Consider the following 21,568-nt stretch of genomic DNA (forward strand, 5'->3'; position numbering starts at 1 on the left):
ATCAAGAATATAATACAAATAAATCATATAAGAATAGTATGAATTAAGAAAAGAGTGATAGCAATGTTTGATGTTAAAAAAATATCTGCAAAAGCAAATACTCGATGTTGCCACTTAGCAATAGAACCACAATTGAACAATTGCATATAATATGAGGAGGAATACGATATGAAAATAGCAAAACATCTTTATGATTTGATTGGTAACACGCCATTGCTGGAGCTAACAAACTACGGTAAAGCAAACAATTTGGATGCAAGACTGGTAGGAAAGCTGGAATACTTCAACCCACTCTCTTCGGTAAAAGACAGAGTAGGGTTTGCACTTATTGACGACGCAGAAAAAAAAGGTACCCTCAAAGAGGGCAGTGTGATTATAGAACCCACCAGCGGTAACACCGGCATCGGCCTTGCATTTGTGGCAGCAGCAAAAGGCTACCGCATTATCATAGTTATGCCCGACACGATGAGCATGGAGCGCCGTAACTTGCTTAAAGCGTTGGGCGCGGAGTTGGTTCTGACAGAGGGTGCAAAAGGCATGAGCGGAGCAATTGCCAAAGCGGAAGAACTTGCGAAAGAGATACCGAATAGTTTTATCCCCGGCCAGTTTGTTAACCCAGCGAACCCTGCCATTCACCGTGCCACCACCGCTGAAGAAATTTGGAGAGATACCGACGGTAAAGTAGATATTTTCGTTGCGGGTGTCGGAACAGGCGGTACAGTTTCAGGCGTAGGTGAAGGGCTGAAGCAACATAACCCCAACATCAAAATTGTTGCGGTAGAACCTGCTGATTCTCCCGTATTGTCTGGAGGAAAACCCGGCCCGCATAAAATTCAAGGTATCGGCGCCGGCTTTGTACCATCTATTCTAGACAAAGATGTGATTGATGAGATTATCACTGTAAAAAATGAAGATGCGTTTGAGGCAGCACGTGGTGTATCTAAAAACGAGGGTTTGCTCATCGGTATCTCTTCAGGTGCGGCAGTGCATGCGGCAAAAGAACTTGCTTCACGCCCTGAAAATAGCGGAAAGCTCATTGTCGTGCTACTGCCCGATACCGGTGAACGATATCTTTCAACCCCTTTGTTTGAATGATTGAATTTTCCTCTTGAAAATAAGTTTGTGATGTGGTAAAGTAATAAAGTATTCTCATATTGATACAATGCGATGAGCAGGAGAAGTAATTTGTAAGCACACAACAGAGAGAGAACATGACCCGCTGAAAGTGTTCTTAGTGTTTGCCGCAGATGAAATGCACCTGTCAGCAGTTTGCGACAAAGGCGAGCAGCCGAGTATCGTAAAACGCAGGTCTGCGTTAAAGGCTTTTGAGTACCAATCAGAGTGGAACCGTGGTAATTTTGTCACCTCTGCCTTTGCTAATTTTATTAATTGGCAAAAGCAGAGGTTTTTATATTATATACGGCAGAAAACCCACGTATAACAGGTTTAATAGAAACTTACACTGCAACAATAGGAGGAACACTTTATGTTCAAAGGTTTGCGCAAAGATATACGTGCCATTCGTGAGCGAGACCCGGCAGCACGCAACAGTATGGAGGTACTATTACTTTACTCAGGATTACATGCACTTATTTATTACCGATTTTCCCACTGGTTCTATAAGCATAAAATGTTTTTTATAGCCCGGTTTATTTCGCAGTTTGCTCGTTTTTGTACCGGCATTGAAATTCACCCGGGCGCAAAAATTGCTCGTGGTGTGCTTATTGACCATGGTGCAGGCGTGGTTATTGGCGAAACTGCCGAAGTGGGCGAGGGTTGCACCATCTATCAAGGGGTTACCTTGGGCGGTACGGGCAAAGACAAAGGCAAACGCCACCCTACCCTCGGCAAAAATGTAATGGTTGGCAGCGGTGCTAAGATATTAGGGCCCTTTAAGGTGGGCGATAATGCAAAAATTGCTGCAGGTGCTGTCGTACTTGAACCAATCCCTGCCGATGCAACTGCGGTTGGTGTGCCTGCCAGAGTGGTGCGTCAGGGCAACAAAAAAGTAACACAAGATCTCGATCAGGTGCATATCCCCGACCCTGTCTCGCAGGAATTGTGTAAGCTCCTGATGAAAATAGAAGCACTCGAAAATCGCGTAAAAGAACTTGAAGACAGCCGTAATTAAACTAAAAAGAGAACAGATACAGTTTATACTTTGTATCTGTTCTCTATGTTTTTATAGGTGGAGCAATTTTTCTGCCACAGAAAAGTAAATGATAAGCGAAAATGCGTCAACAATCGTAGTAATAAGGGGAGCTGCCATAATTGCCGGGTCGGCTTTAAATAATTTGGCTATAATCGGCAGTGCTCCGCCGATTGTTTTTGCTATAACCACCGTAGCAAACAACGAGAGTGCAACGGTTAGTGCAATTAATTCGTTACCGGGGTACGTAATCACCAAGCGAACAAAATTTACCGCACTCAGCGCGATACCTACCAGCATGCTCACGCGCAATTCTTTCCACATAACTGCCACCAAGTCTTTGGTGCTAATCTCTGATACCGCCATACCACGTATCACCAGAGTGCTGCTTTGTGAGCCTGCATTTCCGCCTGTATCGGTAAGCATAGGGATAAACGTAACAAGCATTGGCATAGCCGCGAATGCCGCTTCGTATTTGCCTAATATGCTGCCTGTAATCATTCCTGAAATCATCAGTACCAACAGCCACATGATACGGTTTTTTGCAAGAACAAACACTCCTGTTTTTAGGTACGGTTTTTCTGAAGGAATCATCGCTGCCATTTTTTCAAAGTCTTCAGTAGCTTCCTGTTCCATAACATCAACGGCGTCATCAACGGTTACAATGCCCACCAAACGCCCCTCATGGTCTACAACAGGTATTGATAAAAGATCGTATTTAGCAAACAGCTTTGCTACTTCTTCGCGGTCTTCTAAAGTAGTCACCGATACAAAATTGGTATTCATAATATTTTCAATGCTGCAATCGTCTTCGCTTAGCAATAAATCTTTAACAGTAACCACACCGTCTAAAATACGTCTGTCATCAATAACATAACAAGTATATACGGTTTCGCGGTCCTCGCCTGTACGGCGAATGTGCTTAATTGCATCTTCAACCGTCATGTTGCGGCGCAAATCTGTAAATTCGGCGGTCATAATACTGCCTGCAGAATTTTCGGGATACTGTAAAAATTGATTGATGAGCGCACGGGTATCGGGTGTTGCATTTTTTAATACACGTTTAACTACGCTTGCAGGCAGTTCCTCAAGCATATCAACTGCATCGTCTACAAACAAATCTTCAACAATTACAGCCAGCTCTTGGTCGTTAATTGAGCCAATAATATATTCCTGAGTATCGGATGATAAATTTGCAAAAACGTCTGCTGCCAAACCTTTCGGAAGGGTGCGAAAAGCAACGGTTGCCTTTTCTACTGGCAATTCTTCAATAAAAAGTGCGATGTTTACTTCATTCATTTCAGCTAGTTTTACACGAAGCTCACGGTAATTTCGGGTGCTAATCAGTTCTCCTAATTTTTCAAAATCGATGAAATTTTCCATTAGGTCATCCTCCTTGTGTTTTTTTCGGAATCAAGGCAGGAAGCTCAAAAAAGAACAAAGCCGCACAGAAACAAGACGGGTTCTGCTCCGCCCTGCATTCTATACGGTGATATCAATTGCTATTGTTTTAAAGGGCACTTTTCAGCGCACAGAAAAACAAGCAGGCATCGCGTGCTGCGCAAATGATAGTCACTGTCCAAATTTGTACTTCGACCGCATTTGTCCACTTGTCTTTCCCCCTTTAACACTATTTATACAAAAAAGCTGTGACATGTTCAGTCACAGCTATTAGTATAACCTTATTTGGCAAATTAAGCAACCCCGTATTGCTTTTATAATATTCAGCGTTTGCTCAGCAGGAGTTTTCGCACATCATTTCCTTGAAACCATAAAACATTGTAATTTCCCGTCAAACGAGATACTACACGGTCGGCATACTGGTTATTTAACTCTTTCAATGGCAGGTTTGTGCTGATAATGGTTGATTTATGTGTGTTGATGCGCGTATTTATAATGTTATAAAGCAACGCAGAGGTAAAACCTGTTACAAATTCCGAGCCAAGATCATCCAAAATCAGCAAGTCGCATTCCAGCAAAGTTTCCAATGTCTCGTAACTGGTACCTTCGCGCGAAAACTTTTCGTTTTCTGCACGCCGAAACAAATCTTGCACCGAACCGTAGATGACCTCATAGCCTTTCGAGATCACTTCGTTGGCAATCGCAAGAGAAAGATGGGTTTTTCCAAGCCCTGTTGCACCAATCATAAGTAAATTTTCGCATCTCGTTTTGCCAAATTCATTTGTAAATCGGCAGCAGGTGCTATAGATTTCTTCCATGCGTTTTCGGGGCGATATACCATTGCTATCTGCTGCAACGGGGTAATAATCGAGGCGGAAATTAGAAAAGCTCGAGAGTGAAAGAGAAGATGCCGAGTTGAGCCTGCGCAGTTTTTCATCGCGCATAATCTTTTCCATACAACTGCACATTTTGTTTTGAATATAGCCTTCGTCTTTGCATTTATTACATACAAAGACAGGTTCAAGATAATCTGCACCAACCCCTGCCTGTTTTAGCAAAACAGTGCGTTCGTTTTGCAGCGCAAGGTTTTTCTCTTTTATTGTAGCAACGGCATCGGCTGTATTTTTTCCGCCTGCCATCACTGCATATACCAGTTCCATCCCTGTGCCGGCAAGTTCGTTTTCAATCTCTCGTAAGCGGGGCAGGTGGCGGTACAACTCATCTTTACGTGCCGATGACTTGGCTTTTGCTGCATTGCGTCGTTCGCTTAACGTGTTCAGTGCAAATTCAAAAAGTTCTTTGGAATAACCCATTTGTATGGCACCACCTTATCTATTTCGGAGAGTTATGTAGAAAAAACTGTTCAAGTTCGTCGATATCGTACGAGGATTTTGGCTTCTCACGCTCGGTCTTTTGTCTTGCAAATGCAGCTTCCTCTTTGGTAGCCTGTTCGGGTGTTGTAATATTCTGGCTGTGCCAGTTGGTAAGTACCTTGTTGATATAGGGAAAACTCACCTTGCCGGTGTGCTCAATCGAGCGTTCGTATGCGAGCTTGATGACTGGAATATCAAACTTGTAATCATGAAACCAGGCTTTAACAAATTCATTTTCTTTTGAGGTCAAAGCACGGTCATAAATACCAAATGCAGTTTTAATCAGCTTTGTCTGTGCATCGGTTTCCAAGCTTTCTTTAATAAAACGTTCTGCTTTGTCAAACGTATCTATGCCACGCTCTTGCCAGTTTATTGCAACTTTTTCTATGTATCGTAAATTCGTTTTACCTATTTGTTTGCAGTATTCAATTACTGTTAACAGTACGGCTACCGAAATACCCGCCCAATCATATAAAGCGGCTAAAGTAGAAATATCTGACGAAGTAAGCGTTTTGCCCAGTGCTGCCTCTGCCTCTGAAAGCAGAGACTTTAACTCGCTGCTGTGTTCTATCATTTTTGCAATTTCAGCGGGCCTTGGTTTTTGCAGCGGAGCACTGCCGACAGAGTGCTTAACACGAACTTTTTCGGTTTTTTGCTGTACTTCGGTGTTTGGGGCACACATGGGGGAACCGGCTGCTGGCTGCACTGGGGCAGGCTCATCATCCCCTACGTTTAGGACAGTGCTTTCCGGCCCGGGCTGGGCGCAAAGCACCCCTGCCTGTATCCAGTAATTGAGCGCATCCTGCGTGTCACCTGCTGAAAGATTCAGCAGGGCTGCGATATCTGTTAACTGGAGTTCACTGCCTGCATTTCGCAACAGTACCAACAGTACTTTAAGATGAGCTGCGCCGCACATTTTAATATGTTGATCAACAATTTGGGTAGGGACGGCAAAAACCGAGTTCCACAAACCAAAATCGAGTGAATATTTCATCAAAAAGCTACCTCTTATCATTTTGTTGTTAATCTATTCAATATTTACTATTATAACAGATTTTGTCCAAACAGTCATTTATAATCTTCGCTTATTCTAAAAGTATAGTGTCAAATAAATAGAAATTTTTTAAAATAGCAGTTGACATAGTACTTTTGTTTTGCTATAATAAACCAGTCGACAGATGACAAGTGCGGGTTTAGCTCATTTGGTAGAGCGCCACCTTGCCAAGGTGGAGGTAGCGAGTTCGAACCTCGTAACCCGCTCCAATATAAAAAGCACTCACAGTTTTGTGAGTGCTTTTTGTTTTGATGCAAATAGTTACAGGCAAAATAAAAATAAGCACAATGGTATGGATGAGCGATTGTGCTTTTAAATATGATATCAATGAGTATTTCTTAGGGAATACTCATTTTTTATTTACAAATATCTTTTTATAATGCTATATTTTTCAACCAAAGCTTCAAAACTAATTCTGCAATTCGCAGCGCTCGTAGAGGGCAGATAAATAGTGGGATGCCTATCTGCACTTGCAGATAGTGTGGTATAAAGTTTGGTAGCTGCTGCCCCTGTGGTAAAAACCTGCCGAATATCCGCTGTGTCAAAAATGAGGGTGAAATCATTTACTATAGGTTTGCGGATACTGCTGTCATCCGCGCCTTTGATTTCACATTGTTGCAATACATCCCACAGTGCAATGTGGTTGTTCAATAAAAATAAACGTTTTTCCGCAATTGTTTGCGGTACAGATGTATTCAGTACCGCTGCCATAACACGCCAAAAACGATTTTGGGCGTGCCCATAATAAAAACCTATTTCGCGGGATTTTGGCGAAGGCATTGTACCTAATACTAAAATGCGACACTGTGCATCATAAACTGGGGTAATGGTATGCTGTATTCTCTCCATTAAAATTCCATATCCTTTGTCCTGCCAATCCCGATACAGCTAAATACAATTGCGGCTGCACCCATTGCAATTGCCGTAATGCCAAGCACTAGCCCGGTAATCGAAAATCCTTTCATCCAATTCACCTCATTTTTGAATAAACGTCATTATAACCACAGCAACGATGAAAAAATTTCTACAGCTGCAATGTCTGCTGTTGGCGAATAATCAAATCAACAATGCCAACGAGCATATATAACATCGTCTATTTCTTTTTGCAAAGTATCAATGCTCGTTTCCCATTTTCTGATTTCGGCATGGTCTTCTGCTTGGATAGCCTTACGAAGGCCTGCCTTGTAAATCGCCAATCTGCTTTTTAAAGCCGAAAGATTCTTAGACAAGAAAACACCTCCATTCACTACATTGTAACATAATTGCCGTAATTAAGCAAAGTAACCGCATAAACAGCACGTTTTTCCAAAAACTATGTCTTCTTTATTTTGGCTGTAAATTATGCTAAGTAAACTCAATTTTAATATATTTATTAAAAAAAGGTTAAATATGTTAATTGTTTGTGCTATAATAATGTCAATTATCCAAATGGTTGCAAATAGCTAATAATTTTGAGGAGTGTATGTTATGCTAAAGCAATTGAAGATCGGTCCCAGAATCTTAGTCAGTTTTGGTTTGGTTTTTCTTTTATGTGCAATTACAATGGGTATTTCTTTAATTAGCATCAACAATGTGGGTAAAGAACTGGATGATTTTTACAACCAAGATTTTGCAGTGGTAGATTGCGCATGGAATGTAAAAGTTTCTATGATAGATGCCGAAAAAAATATTTTTCGCTCCGTCACAGATGATAATCCACAAAATACTGCTAAATTTTTAAAGCTGGCAAGGACAAGCCTAGAGAATTTAAAAGAAGCGAATATACTTCTTAATGAAAAATTCACCGGCGACAAAGAGCTTTTAGAAAACTATAACACTGCCCTGAAAAAAGCCGACCCTATTAGGGAACGTCTTATTAGTTCTATAGCAGGCGGTTATTGTACTGTAGCACTTCAAATGATGAACCAGGAATATCTTCCTCTAATGAAAGAGGCAACCGGAGCACTGGATGAAATATCTGCTCTTTCAAATAATGCTGCTAGCACTGCGGTAGAAAACAGCGCGAAAATCCGCCAGCAGGTGTTTTTATCACTGCTGATACTCAGTACGCTTTGTTTGATTGCAATTATTTTTATTTCTTTATCGTTAACCAGGGGCATTGTAAAACCTCTTGACGAAATTAAAACAGCAGCGCAAGAGCTTGCAAAGGGGAACTTACAAAAAGAAATTACATATGCGGGCAAAGATGAAGTAGGCAGCCTTGCACAAAGTGTAAGAGAAACAATGCTGCAACTTAAAGTGCTGATTGAAAACATTGGTATGGTTTTGGGGAGAGTTGCCGAAAGCGACTTGACAGCGAGGGTGGACATTGAATATGTTGGTGATTTTAGCCCTGTCAAAGATTCTATCGAAAAAATCCTTTGCTCTATGAACGGTACGATGTATCAGATTGAACAAGCTTCCAGTGAGGTTGCAGGTGGTTCCGATCAGGTATCCAACGGTGCGCAGGCAATGTCGCAGGGTGCAACCGAGCAGGCGAGTGCCATTGAAGAACTCGCGGCCTCCGTCAGTGAAATTTCGCAGCAGGTTAACTTAACGGCAGCAAACACCAATACTACCAAAAATTTAGTAAACGCTACCGGGGAGGCTCTTTTGGAGAGCGATAAAAAAATGCAGAGTATGCTTACAGAAATGGAGAGAATCAATAATTCCTCCAATCAAATCAGTAAAATCATTAAAACGATTGATGATATTGCTTTTCAAACAAACATCCTTGCCTTAAATGCAGCGGTAGAGGCGGCACGTGCGGGGCAGGCGGGCAAAGGCTTTGCTGTAGTTGCCGAAGAAGTAAGAAATCTTGCATCCAAAAGTGCAGAGGCGGCTAAAAACACCGCAGTTTTAATCGAAAATTCTATCAATATGGTAGCAGGGGGTACAAAAACTGCAAATGAAACAGCCGAATCGCTGAAATGTATTGTTGAGAACACTAAAAAAATCACGGCATTAATCAATGAGATTTCTACGGCATCCACCGAGCAGGCAACCGCAATTACGCAAGTTACGCACGGAATAGACCAAATCTCTTCTGTAGTACAGACGAACTCTGCAACTGCAGAGCAAAGTGCTGCTGCAAGCCAAGAGCTTAGCGGGCAAGCGCAACTGCTCAAGCAACTGGTTAAAAAATTCCGGCTCAGAAAACAAAATGAAACCGATGAAATCGTGTGCAACGACGATTTCATCCAACAGGAACATATTACATCGTTGGATCAGTTTGAAGCAAAAGGGAAATCACCCGAAAAATACTAAATTTGCTTTATGTGTAAATACGATTTATTGTGCCTAAATAACGTACAAGAGATGATTTTGTGGTTTTGCACAATTTATAAATAAAATATTGTATACGTTTGGAAAGATTAGTACTTAAGTTTTTCCATAACCGTACGATATATGTTATAGAACAGCAAAAATACTGTTCGCAAACCGGATGGGGACAAGGCGCCGTTTCTGTTCGGTAAATAAATAGGGTTTTAGGGAAAGGATTCCCTGAAATAAAAAATACATGGAGGTAAAATTATGATTATCCAACACAACATTATGGCTCTTAACGCTCACAGACAGTTGGGCGGCAACAACACTGCAGTATCCAAAAACCTCGAGAAACTTTCTTCTGGTTTTAAAATCAACCGCGCTGGTGACGACGCTGCTGGTCTTGCTATCTCTGAGAAAATGAGAGCACAGATTAAAGGTCTTGAAAGAGCTCAGGCTAACGCACAAGACGGTATCTCTTTGGTACAGTCAGCTGAGGGTGCTTTGACCGAAGTTCACTCCATGCTCAACCGTATGGTAGAGTTGGCTACTCAGTCTGCAAACGGCACATATAAAGATGATGTTGACCGTGATGCTCTGCAGAGTGAAGTGGATTCTCTGAACGCAGAAATCAACCGTATTGCTGAATACACCGATTTTAACGGAATTAAATTGCTGGATGGTACAGTAGGCGGCTACAATGCAACAAATATTCCTGCAGCTGCTGGTATTCATGGTGCAAATCCTGCAACCGTATCGGGCGGAAAACTTGCTGCAGGCGATGTAGTTAACTTCACTATTGCTGCCGATGGTAAAGTAACCATTAAAGATTTGAATGGTGATGCACCTGGTGCTGCTGGTATTACAGCTAATGGCGATGCTAAGAATCCTACTGGTGCAGGCACATTTAAGTTTACAATCTCGATGAATAAAGCTACTGCAACTGCTGAAGATTACGAGAAATGGAACGGCGTAGAGATTTCCTTCACATCTATCGGAAATGGCGCTCCAACAGACGTAGCCTTCACCGTTGCAGCAAACGCTGACGGAAACATCGGCGGCGGCTTGAACCTGCAAATTGGTGATTCTGCTAGCCAACAAATTAATGTTTCTATTGCTGACATGGGCACAAAAGCTTTGGGTATTGATACCATTAGCATTGGTACAGAGGCTGGCGCTAAGAATGCAATTCAAACCATTAAAGATGCTATCAACAAAGTATCTACCAACCGCTCGAACCTCGGTGCTGTTCAGAACCGTCTCGAGCACACCATCAACAACCTCGGCGTAACCACCGAGAACATGACCGCTGCTGAGTCTCGTATCCGTGACGTAGACATGGCTAAAGAGATGATGGCGTTCACCAAGAACAACGTTCTTACTCAGGCTGCTCAGGCAATGCTTGCTCAGGCAAACCAACAGCCTCAGTCTGTTCTCCAACTCCTCAGATAATTATTATTCTGAACATAAAAAGAACCACCTTCGGGTGGTTCTTTTTTTAGTCTTTTTTAATGTTTGGGGTTTGCTTTTACAGCAAGAATAGCCTGCACAAGGGCGGTGGTTACCTCTGCATTGTGCTGTTGTTCGGTTATACTGAGCATTGCCTTATTGCTGTTATCTATCACAACATATTTTGCCGATAGTTTGTTTAAAGCAATTGCTGCTATTTCTTTTTTGCACTTGTCACATTTACAGCAGTTAAACCGTGCAAGCGCTGCATCTAATTTGGAGAGCACGAGTTCTTCCATCAAATTTACCAAAACATTTTGGTTTTCTATTTTTGAAGGCTTGCCTGCGCTGCTTTCATTTTCGGGTTTGGGTTCTTCTACATCGGCAGGTTTATCAGTACTGTTCGATTCGGTTGAAAGATTCTTAGCATAAGAAGGCATAATCTTACGGTACATTGCGTCCTTGTCAATTTCTCTTTTACTCCGTGCCATATTTGTTATACCCCCTTTGCAACCAGTTCATCAATTAAAGCGGTATAATCTAATGTAACATTGTTTTTGGGTGCATATTTCAACATGCTGCGCTGCAACGACTGTGCCTCGCTTACCGCTACACTTGCACGTATAAAAGTATCAAAAACAGGAATATCCAAATCTTTCGCAATCATTTCTACCGTACCGCGTACCTCGCCGCTAAACAATGTGCGAGGGTTATGTTTTGTAAGCAAAATGCCCAGTATAGCAATGGATGGGTTGCAACGATTTTTTACTCGTTCAACAGTTTCGTAAAGCTGTGTTATGCCCTGCAAACTAAAAATATCCGAAAGCATAGGTACAATTACCCCGTCTGATACCGCAAACGCATTAACCGTAAGGATGCCGAGAGCCGGCGGGGTATCAATAAAGATGTAATCGTAAAGAGGAAGAAGTGGTTGCAAAGCATTTTTCAGTAAAAATTCACGGTCGGTATCGGTAAACTCCAGCTCAATGCTACTGAGTAAAATATTGGCTGCAATAATATCGATAAGCTCGGTTTTTTGTATGGCAAATTGGGTTTTCAGTTCGCCTTTCAGTACATCATAAATCGTGGCGCTGGTTTCAGTGTCCGCTCCCATACTAAAGCTCAAGTTGCCCTGTGGGTCAAGGTCGATTGCAAGCACTCTGTATCCACGTGCTTTTAACCCAATAGCCAGCATACCTGTAGTTGTGGTTTTGCCTACACCGCCCTTCTGGTTTGATACGGACAAAATTTTACACATTGCAATATCCCCCTTGAAGTTGGTACTTCACTATGAAACGATTAAATTCTATTATATAGCCTTTTTCGACGTTTTACAATAATAGAAAATTCAAAATAATTTTAGTTATCTATTAAGTTTTTTTATAATGATACGATTAGTTATATAGAAGATGATTATTTAAAAATAATATGTGAATGGCGCTGTTAAAGCGTGGGAAAGGGTGTTATCTATGGAGATTAAGCCATCATCCGGTTTTAATATTTATAAAGCGAATGCTCGTAGTGCGATGAACTGCGAAAACTCTGTGGGCAAAAGTGTTTCTTCTGCTGCCCCCAACAAGATGGACACTATTTCCATCAGTGCACAAGGTGCGCAGCAAAAAGAAACTGCAAAGCTGGTTAGTTCTATTACAAAAGAGATTACCGCTGATGCAGATTCAGCTAAAGTGAATGCATTAAAAACAGCAATTCAAAACGGAACCTATTCGGTTTCGGCTGAAAAAATTGCAGATGCAATTTTAAACGGATTGTTTGCATAAGATTTAATTTTATAGAAATGGGGTGACCGGCGTTTGGGCAGCAAACAGGAATTATTGGACTTTTTATATGAATATGCAGGTTTCTTTACTGAAATGGAGCAAACCGAAACACAAAAGCTTGATAACCTGCTTTCGCGGCAGTTGGAACGCATTGAGCATTCCATTGCTGTACAACAAGCTATGGATAAAAGACTGGAAAACTTGGAAAAAAAGCGGGTGGATTTGCAAATAAAGCTGGGCTTTGACGGTATGACGTTTACCCGATTAATACAAGAATTTCCTGAAGAGAACAGGGCAGAACTTAAACGTTTATTCGAGCGAATCCAAAAATCACTTGATAACATCAAGTACTTGAATCAAAAATCGATGAAAGTTGCAGAATCAAAATTGGAGGAGATAGGCAGCACCCCAATAAAAACCTCTGCCAACATATCACAATATAATGGTTATACAGCAAAAGGCAAGATGAAATCGTCATCACCATCTATTTTAGAAACGAAAGTGTAATATTTGTAGAAAATTATCAAGCAAGGGGGCAATGGTTTTGAGACCAACATTTTTAGGGTTTGAAACCGCAAAACGCGGTTTAATGGCAAATCAAAAAGGCTTGGATATTGCCGGACACAATATGTCCAATATTACTACACCGGGCTATACGCGGCAGAGAGTGGATTTCGTATCTGTATCTACTTCCGGTAAAGGTTCTCGGTATCCTATCAAGCAATCAACATTTTCAGGGCAAGGCGTCAATATTAACGGAGTATCGCAAATCCGCGATTCCTTTTTAGATAAACGCTTCCGCGAGGAGTTCGGTGACGTCGGTTTTTACGATCAGTCATCTGCTATTTTAGGCGATATAGAATTGGCACTGGACGAAATTAAAGGCACCGGTTTGCAAAACGCTATGAAAAACATTACCGAGGCGCTGCAAAACTTTAGTTCGAATGCAGACCAAGTAACCCACGCCAACATTGTGCTTACATCTGTAAAAAACCTTACACAAATTTTGCACCAGTTCGACAGCAAACTTAATAATATTGCGGAGCAGCAAAAATTTGATTTGGATATTGCGGTAAATGATGTAAACTCCATTATGACGCGTATTGCTAATCTTAATAAAAGTATTTCTGAAGAGATATTCATAAATGCTGAATACAGCAACCAGTATTATGGCCCCAACGAGTTGTTAGACCAAAGAAACCTGTTACTGGATGAACTTTCGCGCTATGGCTCGATGATGGTATACCCTAATAAGGATGGTTCTGTCAAAGTTGAGCTGAACGGACATGCTGCTATAGACGGTTCCACTTACGATGCGATAGAGATGGTTAGCGGTGATACGGTGTCGCTTCACTGGCAGAGCAGCGGGGATAAAATTGACCTGCCAACAGGTTCGCTTAAGGCATATATCAATATGATTAACGGCAGAGGCTCGGCTGCAAAAGGTGATGAAAACTTTTCAAAGGGTATCCCTTATTTTAAAGACAAAATTGATGCTTTTGCGCAGCAATTTGCCAAATTGTACAACCAGACGGTGCCCGAAACAGGGGGAACTTTTAAAACTTTAATGCAGGGCGGCAACGACGGTACCATTACAGCTGGTAACATTACGGTAACCGATATTTGGAATGACAATCCGGGTTACATTATTCCGCCAAGTAGTGTTGTCGGCGGTGAAAAAAACAATCAGCATATTCTTGCTTTAATGAACCATTTTAAATCAGAAATTGACTTTGGCGAATTTAAAGGCACATTTGGTGAATATGTTAACTTTTATAATACTGCAATCGGGCAAGAATCTACTTTCCACAGCGACCGCCTGAAGGCAACAGCTGCAATTGCAGATGACCTAATCGAAAACAGAGACGCGGTGTCCGGTATCAACCCTGATGAAGAGGGTACCAACCTTATGCTCTATGAAAAAGCTTATAAGGCAATGAGCAGGCTGATGACCACTTTAGATGAAGCACTGGATGTGCTGATTAACCGTACCGGGCTTGTAGGTAGATAATAAGAACTAATAGATATGGAGGATTGAAGAACTGATGAGAATTACGCAGAACTCATTAACCAGATCCTATTTGAGAAACTTGAACAGAAATCTCTCTAACTTGGCAAAATCAAATGAGAGACTTACTTCCGAAAGAAGATATAATCTCGTTTCTGAAAATACGTCCGATGCTGCTCGTGCTTATACAGTACGTGATGAACTTTGGAGCAACGAACAATTTCTTACCAATATCCGCGATGCAAAAGGTGAGCTCTCTTCGGCAGAAAGCAATATGATGTCAGTCAGTGATATTCTAAAAAGCGTGCAAGAACAAGTAATTCATGGTATAACGGGCACCACTTCTCCCGAACAACGTGAAATTCTTGCAAGCAGTATCAACAATTTGAAAGAAGAGGTACTGCAGCTAGCAAATGCCAAATACGGAGATAAATATTTGTTTTCAGCATCCAACAATGACACCCCTCCGTTTTCTATCGTGAACGGTGAATTGCAGTTTAATGGTGTAAAGGTTGATACCACCAATGACCCGGCTCTTTTTAATGAAAACAACAGTGTTTATCTTGATATCGGGTTAGGTCTTACTATGGTTGGTTCAAACGTGGATACCAAATCTGCGTTCAAAATTTCAACCTCCGGCGTTGATGTACTGGGCTATGGTTCTACTGTCATTGACGGAGAAACAATCCCCAACAACCTCATCAGCATGATGAATAAAATAGCAGACGACCTGCGTACCGGAAATGTCAATTCGGTAGGAAAAACTATGGAGCACCTTAAAGCAAAAACAAAAGACCTCCTCATTTCAATTACCGATATAGGCAACCGCGATAACTTTTTGGATCATAATGCAAATCGAATCGAAAGCGACATTTTAAATTTAAAAGCAGCCCAGAAAAAGCTGGAAGGTGTATCTCTTGAAGAGGAATCCATCTACAATAAATCTTACGACATGGCTTGGATGGTTACTTTACAACTAGGTTCCAAAATTATTCCTCCTTCAATATTTGATTTTATGCGATAATATTTGTGCGATTTTATGAGTATTGAGGTGTTACCATGCAACTTTTGAAAATTACAAATATTCCAATTAAGATTACTATGAAAGTGGAAAGACCGAGGCTTGAGATTAGGCAGCCTAAACCGGAGATTACCATCCGCCGTGTTCCTTCAAATCTATCGATGAAATCTCAAAATATCAAAGTGAATATTGATACGTTTGAGGCTCGCAAAAGTTTGGGGTTTAAATCTGCGCGCGCATTAAATGCAGACGCTGCGGCAGAGGGGAATAGGGCAGCCGGTGAGGCTACCGCTCAATATGCTGAAATAGGCAACCAAATGGCTAAAATTCATAAGGGTGCAAACTTGCCCGACATTATGTACTCAAAACTAATTGACCAAAGAACAACTTACTTAAAGTTTTTGCCTGAAGTAGGGGCGGATATTTCTTGGCAGCCTAACCAGCTAAATATGGAATATACCCCAACAGAACTCCACTTTGATGCAAAAGTCTTGAAAAATACCATGGAATTTATACCTGGGCAAGTGCTGTTTAATGTAGAACAGTATCCAAAAGTTAATATTGAATATTTGGGGGAACCATTCTATGTCCCACCCAGTGCAAACCCAAATTACGAAGAAGAAAAATAGGCTTTCTCAATTAAAAACAGCTATGCAATCAAACCATATTTGCATAGCTGTCTTTTTCGTTTTTTATTTTATTTGTGCATATTAACCCGAAAGGTGTGTAATTTTGTAATGAAAATTGAAACAAGAGATTTTGGCACAGTAGAGATTAATGAGAGCGATTTAATCCATTTTGTACAACCTGTTTACGGCTTTGAACATCTTTCTAACTATGTGCTGCTTTCAGATAAAAATTTCGGCGATGGTATCCGTTGGCTGCAATCCGCAGAAGAAAAAGATGTTTGTTTTATCGTCATAAACCCATCCGATATTTTTACCGATTATGCACCTACCGTTCCGCTTGCAACACGCCTCGCAATGCGAGCCGGTACCGGTGATAATTTGGAATGTTGGGTAATCGCGGTTATCGCGCCAGATTTTAAAAAATCTACTGTAAACTTAAAAAGCCCTATTTTCATTCATCCGGAAAAAATGAATGGTGCACAGTTGATTTTAGATCAAGATTATTCCATTCGTACTCCTCTCTTCAATTCAGAGAAAGGGGTGTAAGAACATGCTTATTTTATCAAGAAAAATCGGAGAATCACTGATGATTGGCAAAGATATCGAGATTGTTGTAACCGAGGTAAACGGTGATAAGGTGCGTCTCGGTATTATAGCACCCAAAAATGTAGAAATCTACCGCAAGGAGTTGTATCTTACTATCGAGAGCAACCGCCAAGCGGCAGATAAGGTGGATTCTAATAATCTGCTGGAATTTATAAACAGTCTCAAACATACCGATTAAAATTGAGCATCTTCTATTTTTATTTCTTTTTCGCTCAGTTCATCCAGATAATCTTGCAAATGTTTGACGGCGGATGATGACATATTTATGACCTTGCACAAATAGCTGGTTGCAAGTGAGCTGAACCGGTTTTTTTCCGTTACTTCGGCTGTTACTTGTTTGAAAATAAACGGCGCGGTAAGGTTGATCATCAGCTTTTGCCCAACATCTATCTGCTCAATCGACAAAATTTTGATAATATCTTCGCTGAGGTAGTATATCGTTCCAGATATTTTGGGTGCATGATAGAATGAAAAAAACGGTTTGTACTCGTATAGTGCTATTTTTGTATGCAAACAAACATTGGCTGTAAAAATTTTTCTGGCTTTGGTCAAAAGTTCATCTGAAATTGAGGTAATTCGCAGTAATTTGCCCGATGACAAGTAAACCAACCCCTTAAAGCAAAACGATTCCACGCCGTTAAGCAATAAAGTTACCTGAACCGGTGTTTCTAATTTAAGTAATGGAACAAACTGATTTTTAAAGTCAACTGTGTTACCTTCTGGCGGAATACAGACGCTACCGTACTCTAACAGATCACCGTCTTCTGATTTTAAAACTGCGTCAAGAAAAATGGGATACATATTATGAAAGGCTCCTCTCAAAATTGGAGCATCCCTGCTTTGCAAGGTCTGCTAAGTATTATTACTATCATATTACATAATCGGCATTTTGACTAGTACAATTTAGTATTTCTTATTATTCATTTTCTTTCGGCGAAGAATTTGAATAAACACTTTATTTCGCCGAAGAAGGGTAGGTTAATATGAACGAAATTAAAGTTACGATGGATTTGCTGCATCAAAAGAAAGAACTGTTTTTAAGCTATGAGCAAACTACAAACCAAATGCTTGATTGCGACATTGAAGAAATGGAGATATTTTTTAACCGCCGAGAAGAACTTATAGAAAAAATAGATGCTATAAATGCCAAGATTGCACAAGCGGCCGAACAAGATACATCAAGTGTTCTTTTGCAGGCTATCAAAAATAAATGTGCCAGAAACGATTTACCCGAGCATCTTCTTTGCGTATTCGACCTTTCTCAAACTGTTTTTTCCGTAATCAACCGTATTTCAAATATTGAACCGCAAATTATGGCACGCCTTATGCAATCAAAAACCGAGTTAGAAAATCTCATAAAGTCCACGAACAATACACCTAAAATTGCTAAATATCTAAATACAGTTAATCCTACGTATGAATCGGGAACTTTTTTAAATTTTAAAAAATAATTAAAAAACACTCTAGTTTTATCGAATTAAGCCGATATATAGTATAAGAACATAATTTAATTTATCTGATAGATGTGATAAAGGAGGAATATAATATGGCAATTAGCCCTTTTGCCACCGGATACAGTGCGTCGAGTAGAGGTCTTTCAGGTCTTGTTTCGGGAATGGATACACAATCTATGGTGGAAAAGATGCTTTCAGGAACGAAAGCAAAGATTGACAAGCAAAACTCAATAAAGCAGCAGCTTTTGTGGAAGCAAGATATTTACCGCGATGTAATATCCAATCTTCGTAATTTTCAGCTGAACTTTTTCAGTTTTTCAAAACCAGAGAGCAACCTAATATCCAGTTCTTTCTTTAACAATATGTCTGCGGTCTATAAATCAGATGCTGTAAAAATAAGTGCAACCAACGATGCAGCTACAGGCAAGTTTACTATCGACAACATTAAGCAGCTTGCAACAGCTTACAAAGAGGAGTCTACACATCAAGTTACTGCCAACCTCAGCGGAGTAATTGATTCGAATGTATTCAATGAATTTAAAAATATAAAACATGAGGTTACCATTCAAGTAGGTAGCACCTCTGGAACTATTTCATTTACTGCCAATGAATTCGCAGGCAAAACAAGTCAAGAAATTGTTGATTCAATTAATTCCAGAATTGTTGCTACCGGTTTAAACGGCAAAGTAGCTGCATCCTTGGTAGACGGAAAACTGGTTTTTCAAGCCCAAGCCGGATATGAAAAGGAAACAGTTCAGGTTGATGGCTCTGCTGAGGGGATGGAAGTACTTGGTTTAAAGAACAACCAATTTGGTACAGGTTCTGTGAGTGCGATAAATAAAATCGACCTATCAAAGGCAAATCCAAAAATAAATATCGTGTTGGATGGCGTAGAAAAAACCATTGTATTAAGCGATGAGGTTGTTGCAGGTGCGGTAGAAAACACAAAAGAAGCATATATTGCAAAGAACCTCGAAAACTCTATTAAAGAGGCATTCGGCAACGGTATTACTGTTAGTTTCAATACAACAGATAAAAGCATTGAGATAGGTACTATTGCAGGCGAAGGTCGTCAAGTTACCATTGGCGGCAGCAATAGTTCTATACTGGGTTTGAAGAGCGGTCAATCCAATAAAATCAATTTGAATATGAGACTGGCTGACATCAATTTCGGTCAACAACTGCAGGGAAGTACCTACCGCTTTACCATCAACGGTACAACGCTTGAAGCTTCGAGTAATGATACGCTCTCTTCTGTTATAAACCGAATCAACTCCAGTCAAGCAGGCGTAACAGTATCCTATTCTTCGCTTAAAAATAGTTTTACGATAGAATCTAAGACAATGGGTGCCGGTATAGGCATTGAAATGAAGAATGATGTCGGCAACCTGCTTTCTTCTATGTTCGGTGTTGGCAGCAGCGGCAGTGCTGTAAGTATGGCTTTAAAAAATGAGAAAATTTATGCTGAAAATGCCACGGCTTTTACCGATATAAAAAGTGGTGATTTTAAAGTAACTGTAAATGGTACAGCAGTTGCCATTTCATTACCTGAAAAAACAGATAAAACTGATTACACTGCGCAAGAGGCAGTTGACTATATTAACGCCGAGCTTGAAAAGAGGGCAGGCGTTGATGCAAACGGAAACGCCAATATAAAATTAGGTTTAAACGGTTCTCAAGTTACTTTAACCGCATCAAAAGGTTATAATGTTGAATTTTCAGCAGAAAATGCGGGCAGTTCCATTACAACAGCACTTGGTTTTACTGCAGACCAAAACCAACGTGCTACAGACACAACATTGATGAGCGATTTAGGCATGACTTCCGGTATCATACAAATTGGTACACAAACAATCGATTTAAGCAGCTATACAACTTTTGCAGATTTCAAAGCGGGTTTAACAGCGGCACTCGGTTCAAATGGTACAATTGTCTTTGACGAAAACATGGGTACGCTGGGTATTATGAGTGTGAGTGCTAGTAACTTTTCTGTTACAGGTACAGATGCAGCAGGTAAGGCGGCTATGGAAAAGCTGTTTGGCTCAGGTAGTATGGAGTTTAACAGCACTGCTGTTGCAACAGCGAAAGCAGCTGGTCAAAATGCTGTTCTCAGTGTAAATGGCACTGAAATTGTACGTAACAGTAATAACTTTACGATTGACGGCTTAAATATTGAATTGCTTCAAGAATTCAATAAAACGGGCGATGTTACACAAAAGATTGATGTAAATACCACACGCAACACAGAACAAATCTATAAAGGAATTGAAAGTTTTGTTGCCGAATACAACAAGCTTATCGAAAAGCTAAATGGCTTGATTGATGCCCCTGCCGACTACAAGCAGTACCCCCCGCTTACTGCAGAGCAGAAAAAAGAGATGAGCGAAAAAGAGATTGAGCTGTGGGAAGAAAAAGCAAAGAGCGGCCTTGTTCGAAAAGATGATATAATATCGGGACTCCTCAGCGATATGCGCATGTCTCTTTATCAAAAACCCGATTCTGCAAGTATGGCACTGTATGAAATCGGTATTACAACCTCTACTAACTGGAAAGATAAAGGACAATTGGTTATCAGCGACCCAGAGGCGTTCAAGTTTGCGTTGGCATCAAATCCTGAACAAGTACAAGAACTTTTTACAAATGCCGAAAATGGCTTGGCAAAACAACTCAACAATATCATTGATAAAACGGCAAAAGCAAGCAGCGGCTCACCCGGTTCGTTGGTTGCCCTTGCAGGTATCAAAGGTGCACAGTTTGATAAGACCAGTTCCCTTGACAAACAGCTCAAAAGTATTGATGACAGAATCAGTAATTTAAAAAGGACATATGAAAAAGAGCATGCAAGGTACTGGAAGCAATTTAACGCAATGGAGAAAATGGTTGCCAGTATGAACCAGCAAAGCTCATGGTTGTCGCAACAGTTCTCATGATAAAAACGAGGTGAAGATTTCATGATGAATCCTTATGAAAAGTATAAACAGCAGTCTGTCATGACAATGACACAAGGCGAAATGGTGGTTCGGCTGTATGAAGAGATTATCAATCAGTTAAGCAGAGCGGTCAACTGTATCCGCGAAAAAGATATTGAGGGTACCAATGCCTCTTTGCAAAAATGCCAAAGAATCATTAATTATCTGAAATCTACGCTGAATTTTAAGTATGAAGTTTCTAGCAATCTTTCAAGTCTTTATGATTTTTTTAATGAACAGATTATTAAAAGTAACTTAAAAAAAGATACCCAGCCAATCGAAGAAATTTTACCGCTGGTGTCTGAATTAAAGGATACTTTTGCACAGGGCGAAAGGCTTTCACGTATGCAGCAGTAATTTGTTGACAAGCCTGTTTTAAAAAGAAAAAGTTCTGCAGCTGCAGAACTTTTTTCTTTTTACCTTAATTTTTG

At 40.5% G+C, this 21,568-nt stretch carries 22 protein-coding genes and 1 tRNA gene; 15 read left to right on the forward strand and 8 right to left on the reverse strand.

Annotated elements, in window-relative coordinates:
- Window positions 1–168 precede the first annotated feature (168 nt).
- Both cysK and cysE read left to right on the forward strand, forming a co-directional pair.
- Entirely contained in the window at window positions 169–1,095 is a 927-nt protein-coding gene (cysK, locus tag EDD70_RS05775) for a cysteine synthase A (RefSeq protein ID WP_092752094.1), read from the forward strand.
- A gap of 391 nt (window positions 1,096–1,486) precedes the next feature.
- On the forward strand, window positions 1,487–2,131 hold the full coding sequence (gene cysE, locus EDD70_RS05780; protein WP_092752092.1) for a serine O-acetyltransferase: 645 nt from the start codon (window positions 1,487–1,489) through the stop codon (window positions 2,129–2,131).
- Window positions 2,132–2,182: 51 nt separating this feature from the next.
- On the opposite strand, the gene mgtE is transcribed toward cysE, so the two are convergent.
- The 3 genes from mgtE to EDD70_RS05795 form a co-directional block, all read right to left on the reverse strand.
- Complete coding sequence (mgtE, locus tag EDD70_RS05785; RefSeq protein ID WP_092752090.1) at window positions 2,183–3,532, reverse strand: magnesium transporter; 1,350 nt, start codon at window positions 3,530–3,532, stop codon at window positions 2,183–2,185.
- 341 nt (window positions 3,533–3,873) lie between these two features.
- A complete protein-coding gene (locus EDD70_RS05790; RefSeq protein ID WP_092752088.1) occupies window positions 3,874–4,863 on the reverse strand; it encodes an ATP-binding protein in 990 nt (329 codons plus the stop codon).
- A 19-nt stretch (window positions 4,864–4,882) separates the two neighbouring features.
- On the reverse strand, window positions 4,883–5,917 hold the full coding sequence (locus tag EDD70_RS05795; protein WP_242943131.1) for a DnaD domain protein: 1,035 nt from the start codon (window positions 5,915–5,917) through the stop codon (window positions 4,883–4,885).
- Window positions 5,918–6,110: 193 nt separating this feature from the next.
- Between EDD70_RS05795 and EDD70_RS05800 the strand changes: the two genes are divergently transcribed.
- Window positions 6,111–6,186: transfer RNA gene (locus EDD70_RS05800), tRNA-Gly, on the forward strand.
- A gap of 151 nt (window positions 6,187–6,337) precedes the next feature.
- Here the strand turns inward: EDD70_RS05800 and EDD70_RS05805 are convergent.
- Both EDD70_RS05805 and EDD70_RS14910 read right to left on the reverse strand, forming a co-directional pair.
- The gene (locus EDD70_RS05805) at window positions 6,338–6,826 is read right to left on the reverse strand and encodes a DNA-deoxyinosine glycosylase (protein WP_092752084.1); all 489 of its coding nucleotides are present in this window, start codon (window positions 6,824–6,826) and stop codon (window positions 6,338–6,340) included.
- Between the two features lie 212 nt (window positions 6,827–7,038).
- Window positions 7,039–7,206 carry a hypothetical protein gene (locus tag EDD70_RS14910; RefSeq protein ID WP_162840798.1) on the reverse strand — a complete coding sequence of 56 codons (168 nt, stop codon included), beginning with the start codon at window positions 7,204–7,206 and terminating at the stop codon, window positions 7,039–7,041.
- 238 nt (window positions 7,207–7,444) lie between these two features.
- On the opposite strand from EDD70_RS14910, the gene EDD70_RS05810 reads away from it, so the two are divergent.
- Window positions 7,445–9,223, forward strand: a complete 1,779-nt coding sequence (locus EDD70_RS05810) for a methyl-accepting chemotaxis protein (protein WP_092752082.1) — start codon at window positions 7,445–7,447, stop codon at window positions 9,221–9,223.
- Between the two features lie 267 nt (window positions 9,224–9,490).
- Window positions 9,491–10,675: a flagellin N-terminal helical domain-containing protein gene (locus EDD70_RS05815; RefSeq protein WP_092752080.1), complete on the forward strand. Its 1,185-nt coding sequence runs from the start codon at window positions 9,491–9,493 to the stop codon at window positions 10,673–10,675.
- A gap of 56 nt (window positions 10,676–10,731) precedes the next feature.
- On the opposite strand, the gene EDD70_RS05820 is transcribed toward EDD70_RS05815, so the two are convergent.
- On the reverse strand, window positions 10,732–11,163 hold the full coding sequence (locus EDD70_RS05820) for a late competence development ComFB family protein (protein ID WP_092752077.1): 432 nt from the start codon (window positions 11,161–11,163) through the stop codon (window positions 10,732–10,734).
- Between the two features lie 5 nt (window positions 11,164–11,168).
- Window positions 11,169–11,930 (reverse strand): ParA family protein, encoded by a 762-nt coding sequence (locus EDD70_RS05825; protein WP_092752075.1) that lies wholly within the window; start codon window positions 11,928–11,930, stop codon window positions 11,169–11,171.
- A 211-nt stretch (window positions 11,931–12,141) separates the two neighbouring features.
- Here EDD70_RS05825 and flgM point away from each other — a divergent pair, with 211 nt between their 5' ends.
- The 7 genes from flgM to csrA all read left to right on the forward strand — a co-directional run bounded on the left by flgM (window position 12,142) and on the right by csrA (window position 16,892).
- Window positions 12,142–12,450, forward strand: coding sequence for a flagellar biosynthesis anti-sigma factor FlgM (gene flgM / locus EDD70_RS05830; RefSeq protein WP_092752073.1), 309 nt, complete (start codon window positions 12,142–12,144; stop codon window positions 12,448–12,450).
- Window positions 12,451–12,483: 33 nt separating this feature from the next.
- Window positions 12,484–12,957, forward strand: a complete 474-nt coding sequence (gene flgN / locus EDD70_RS05835) for a flagellar export chaperone FlgN (protein WP_092752071.1) — start codon at window positions 12,484–12,486, stop codon at window positions 12,955–12,957.
- A 37-nt stretch (window positions 12,958–12,994) separates the two neighbouring features.
- On the forward strand, window positions 12,995–14,461 hold the full coding sequence (gene flgK / locus EDD70_RS05840) for a flagellar hook-associated protein FlgK (protein ID WP_162840797.1): 1,467 nt from the start codon (window positions 12,995–12,997) through the stop codon (window positions 14,459–14,461).
- 34 nt (window positions 14,462–14,495) lie between these two features.
- On the forward strand, window positions 14,496–15,482 hold the full coding sequence (locus tag EDD70_RS05845) for a flagellin N-terminal helical domain-containing protein (RefSeq protein ID WP_092752066.1): 987 nt from the start codon (window positions 14,496–14,498) through the stop codon (window positions 15,480–15,482).
- Between the two features lie 35 nt (window positions 15,483–15,517).
- A complete protein-coding gene (locus tag EDD70_RS05850) occupies window positions 15,518–16,108 on the forward strand; it encodes a DUF6470 family protein (RefSeq protein WP_092752064.1) in 591 nt (196 codons plus the stop codon).
- 108 nt (window positions 16,109–16,216) lie between these two features.
- Window positions 16,217–16,654: a flagellar assembly protein FliW gene (fliW, locus tag EDD70_RS05855; protein WP_092752062.1), complete on the forward strand. Its 438-nt coding sequence runs from the start codon at window positions 16,217–16,219 to the stop codon at window positions 16,652–16,654.
- Window positions 16,655–16,658: 4 nt separating this feature from the next.
- Entirely contained in the window at window positions 16,659–16,892 is a 234-nt protein-coding gene (gene csrA / locus EDD70_RS05860; RefSeq protein ID WP_092752060.1) for a carbon storage regulator CsrA, read from the forward strand.
- Here the strand turns inward: csrA and EDD70_RS05865 are convergent.
- Window positions 16,889–17,515 (reverse strand): hypothetical protein, encoded by a 627-nt coding sequence (locus tag EDD70_RS05865; RefSeq protein ID WP_092752058.1) that lies wholly within the window; start codon window positions 17,513–17,515, stop codon window positions 16,889–16,891. The genes csrA and EDD70_RS05865 overlap by 4 nt on opposite strands.
- Window positions 17,516–17,697: 182 nt before the next feature.
- Here EDD70_RS05865 and EDD70_RS05870 point away from each other — a divergent pair, with 182 nt between their 5' ends.
- The 3 genes from EDD70_RS05870 to fliS all read left to right on the forward strand — a co-directional run bounded on the left by EDD70_RS05870 (window position 17,698) and on the right by fliS (window position 21,494).
- A complete protein-coding gene (locus EDD70_RS05870) occupies window positions 17,698–18,165 on the forward strand; it encodes a hypothetical protein (protein WP_092752056.1) in 468 nt (155 codons plus the stop codon).
- Between the two features lie 95 nt (window positions 18,166–18,260).
- Window positions 18,261–21,098 (forward strand): flagellar filament capping protein FliD, encoded by a 2,838-nt coding sequence (gene fliD / locus EDD70_RS05875; protein WP_092752054.1) that lies wholly within the window; start codon window positions 18,261–18,263, stop codon window positions 21,096–21,098.
- 21 nt (window positions 21,099–21,119) lie between these two features.
- On the forward strand, window positions 21,120–21,494 hold the full coding sequence (gene fliS, locus EDD70_RS05880; RefSeq protein WP_092752052.1) for a flagellar export chaperone FliS: 375 nt from the start codon (window positions 21,120–21,122) through the stop codon (window positions 21,492–21,494).
- Window positions 21,495–21,568: the final 74 nt, after the last annotated feature.

The organism is Hydrogenoanaerobacterium saccharovorans, from assembly GCF_003814745.1.
GTDB classification, from domain to species: domain Bacteria; phylum Bacillota; class Clostridia; order Oscillospirales; family Ruminococcaceae; genus Hydrogenoanaerobacterium; species Hydrogenoanaerobacterium saccharovorans.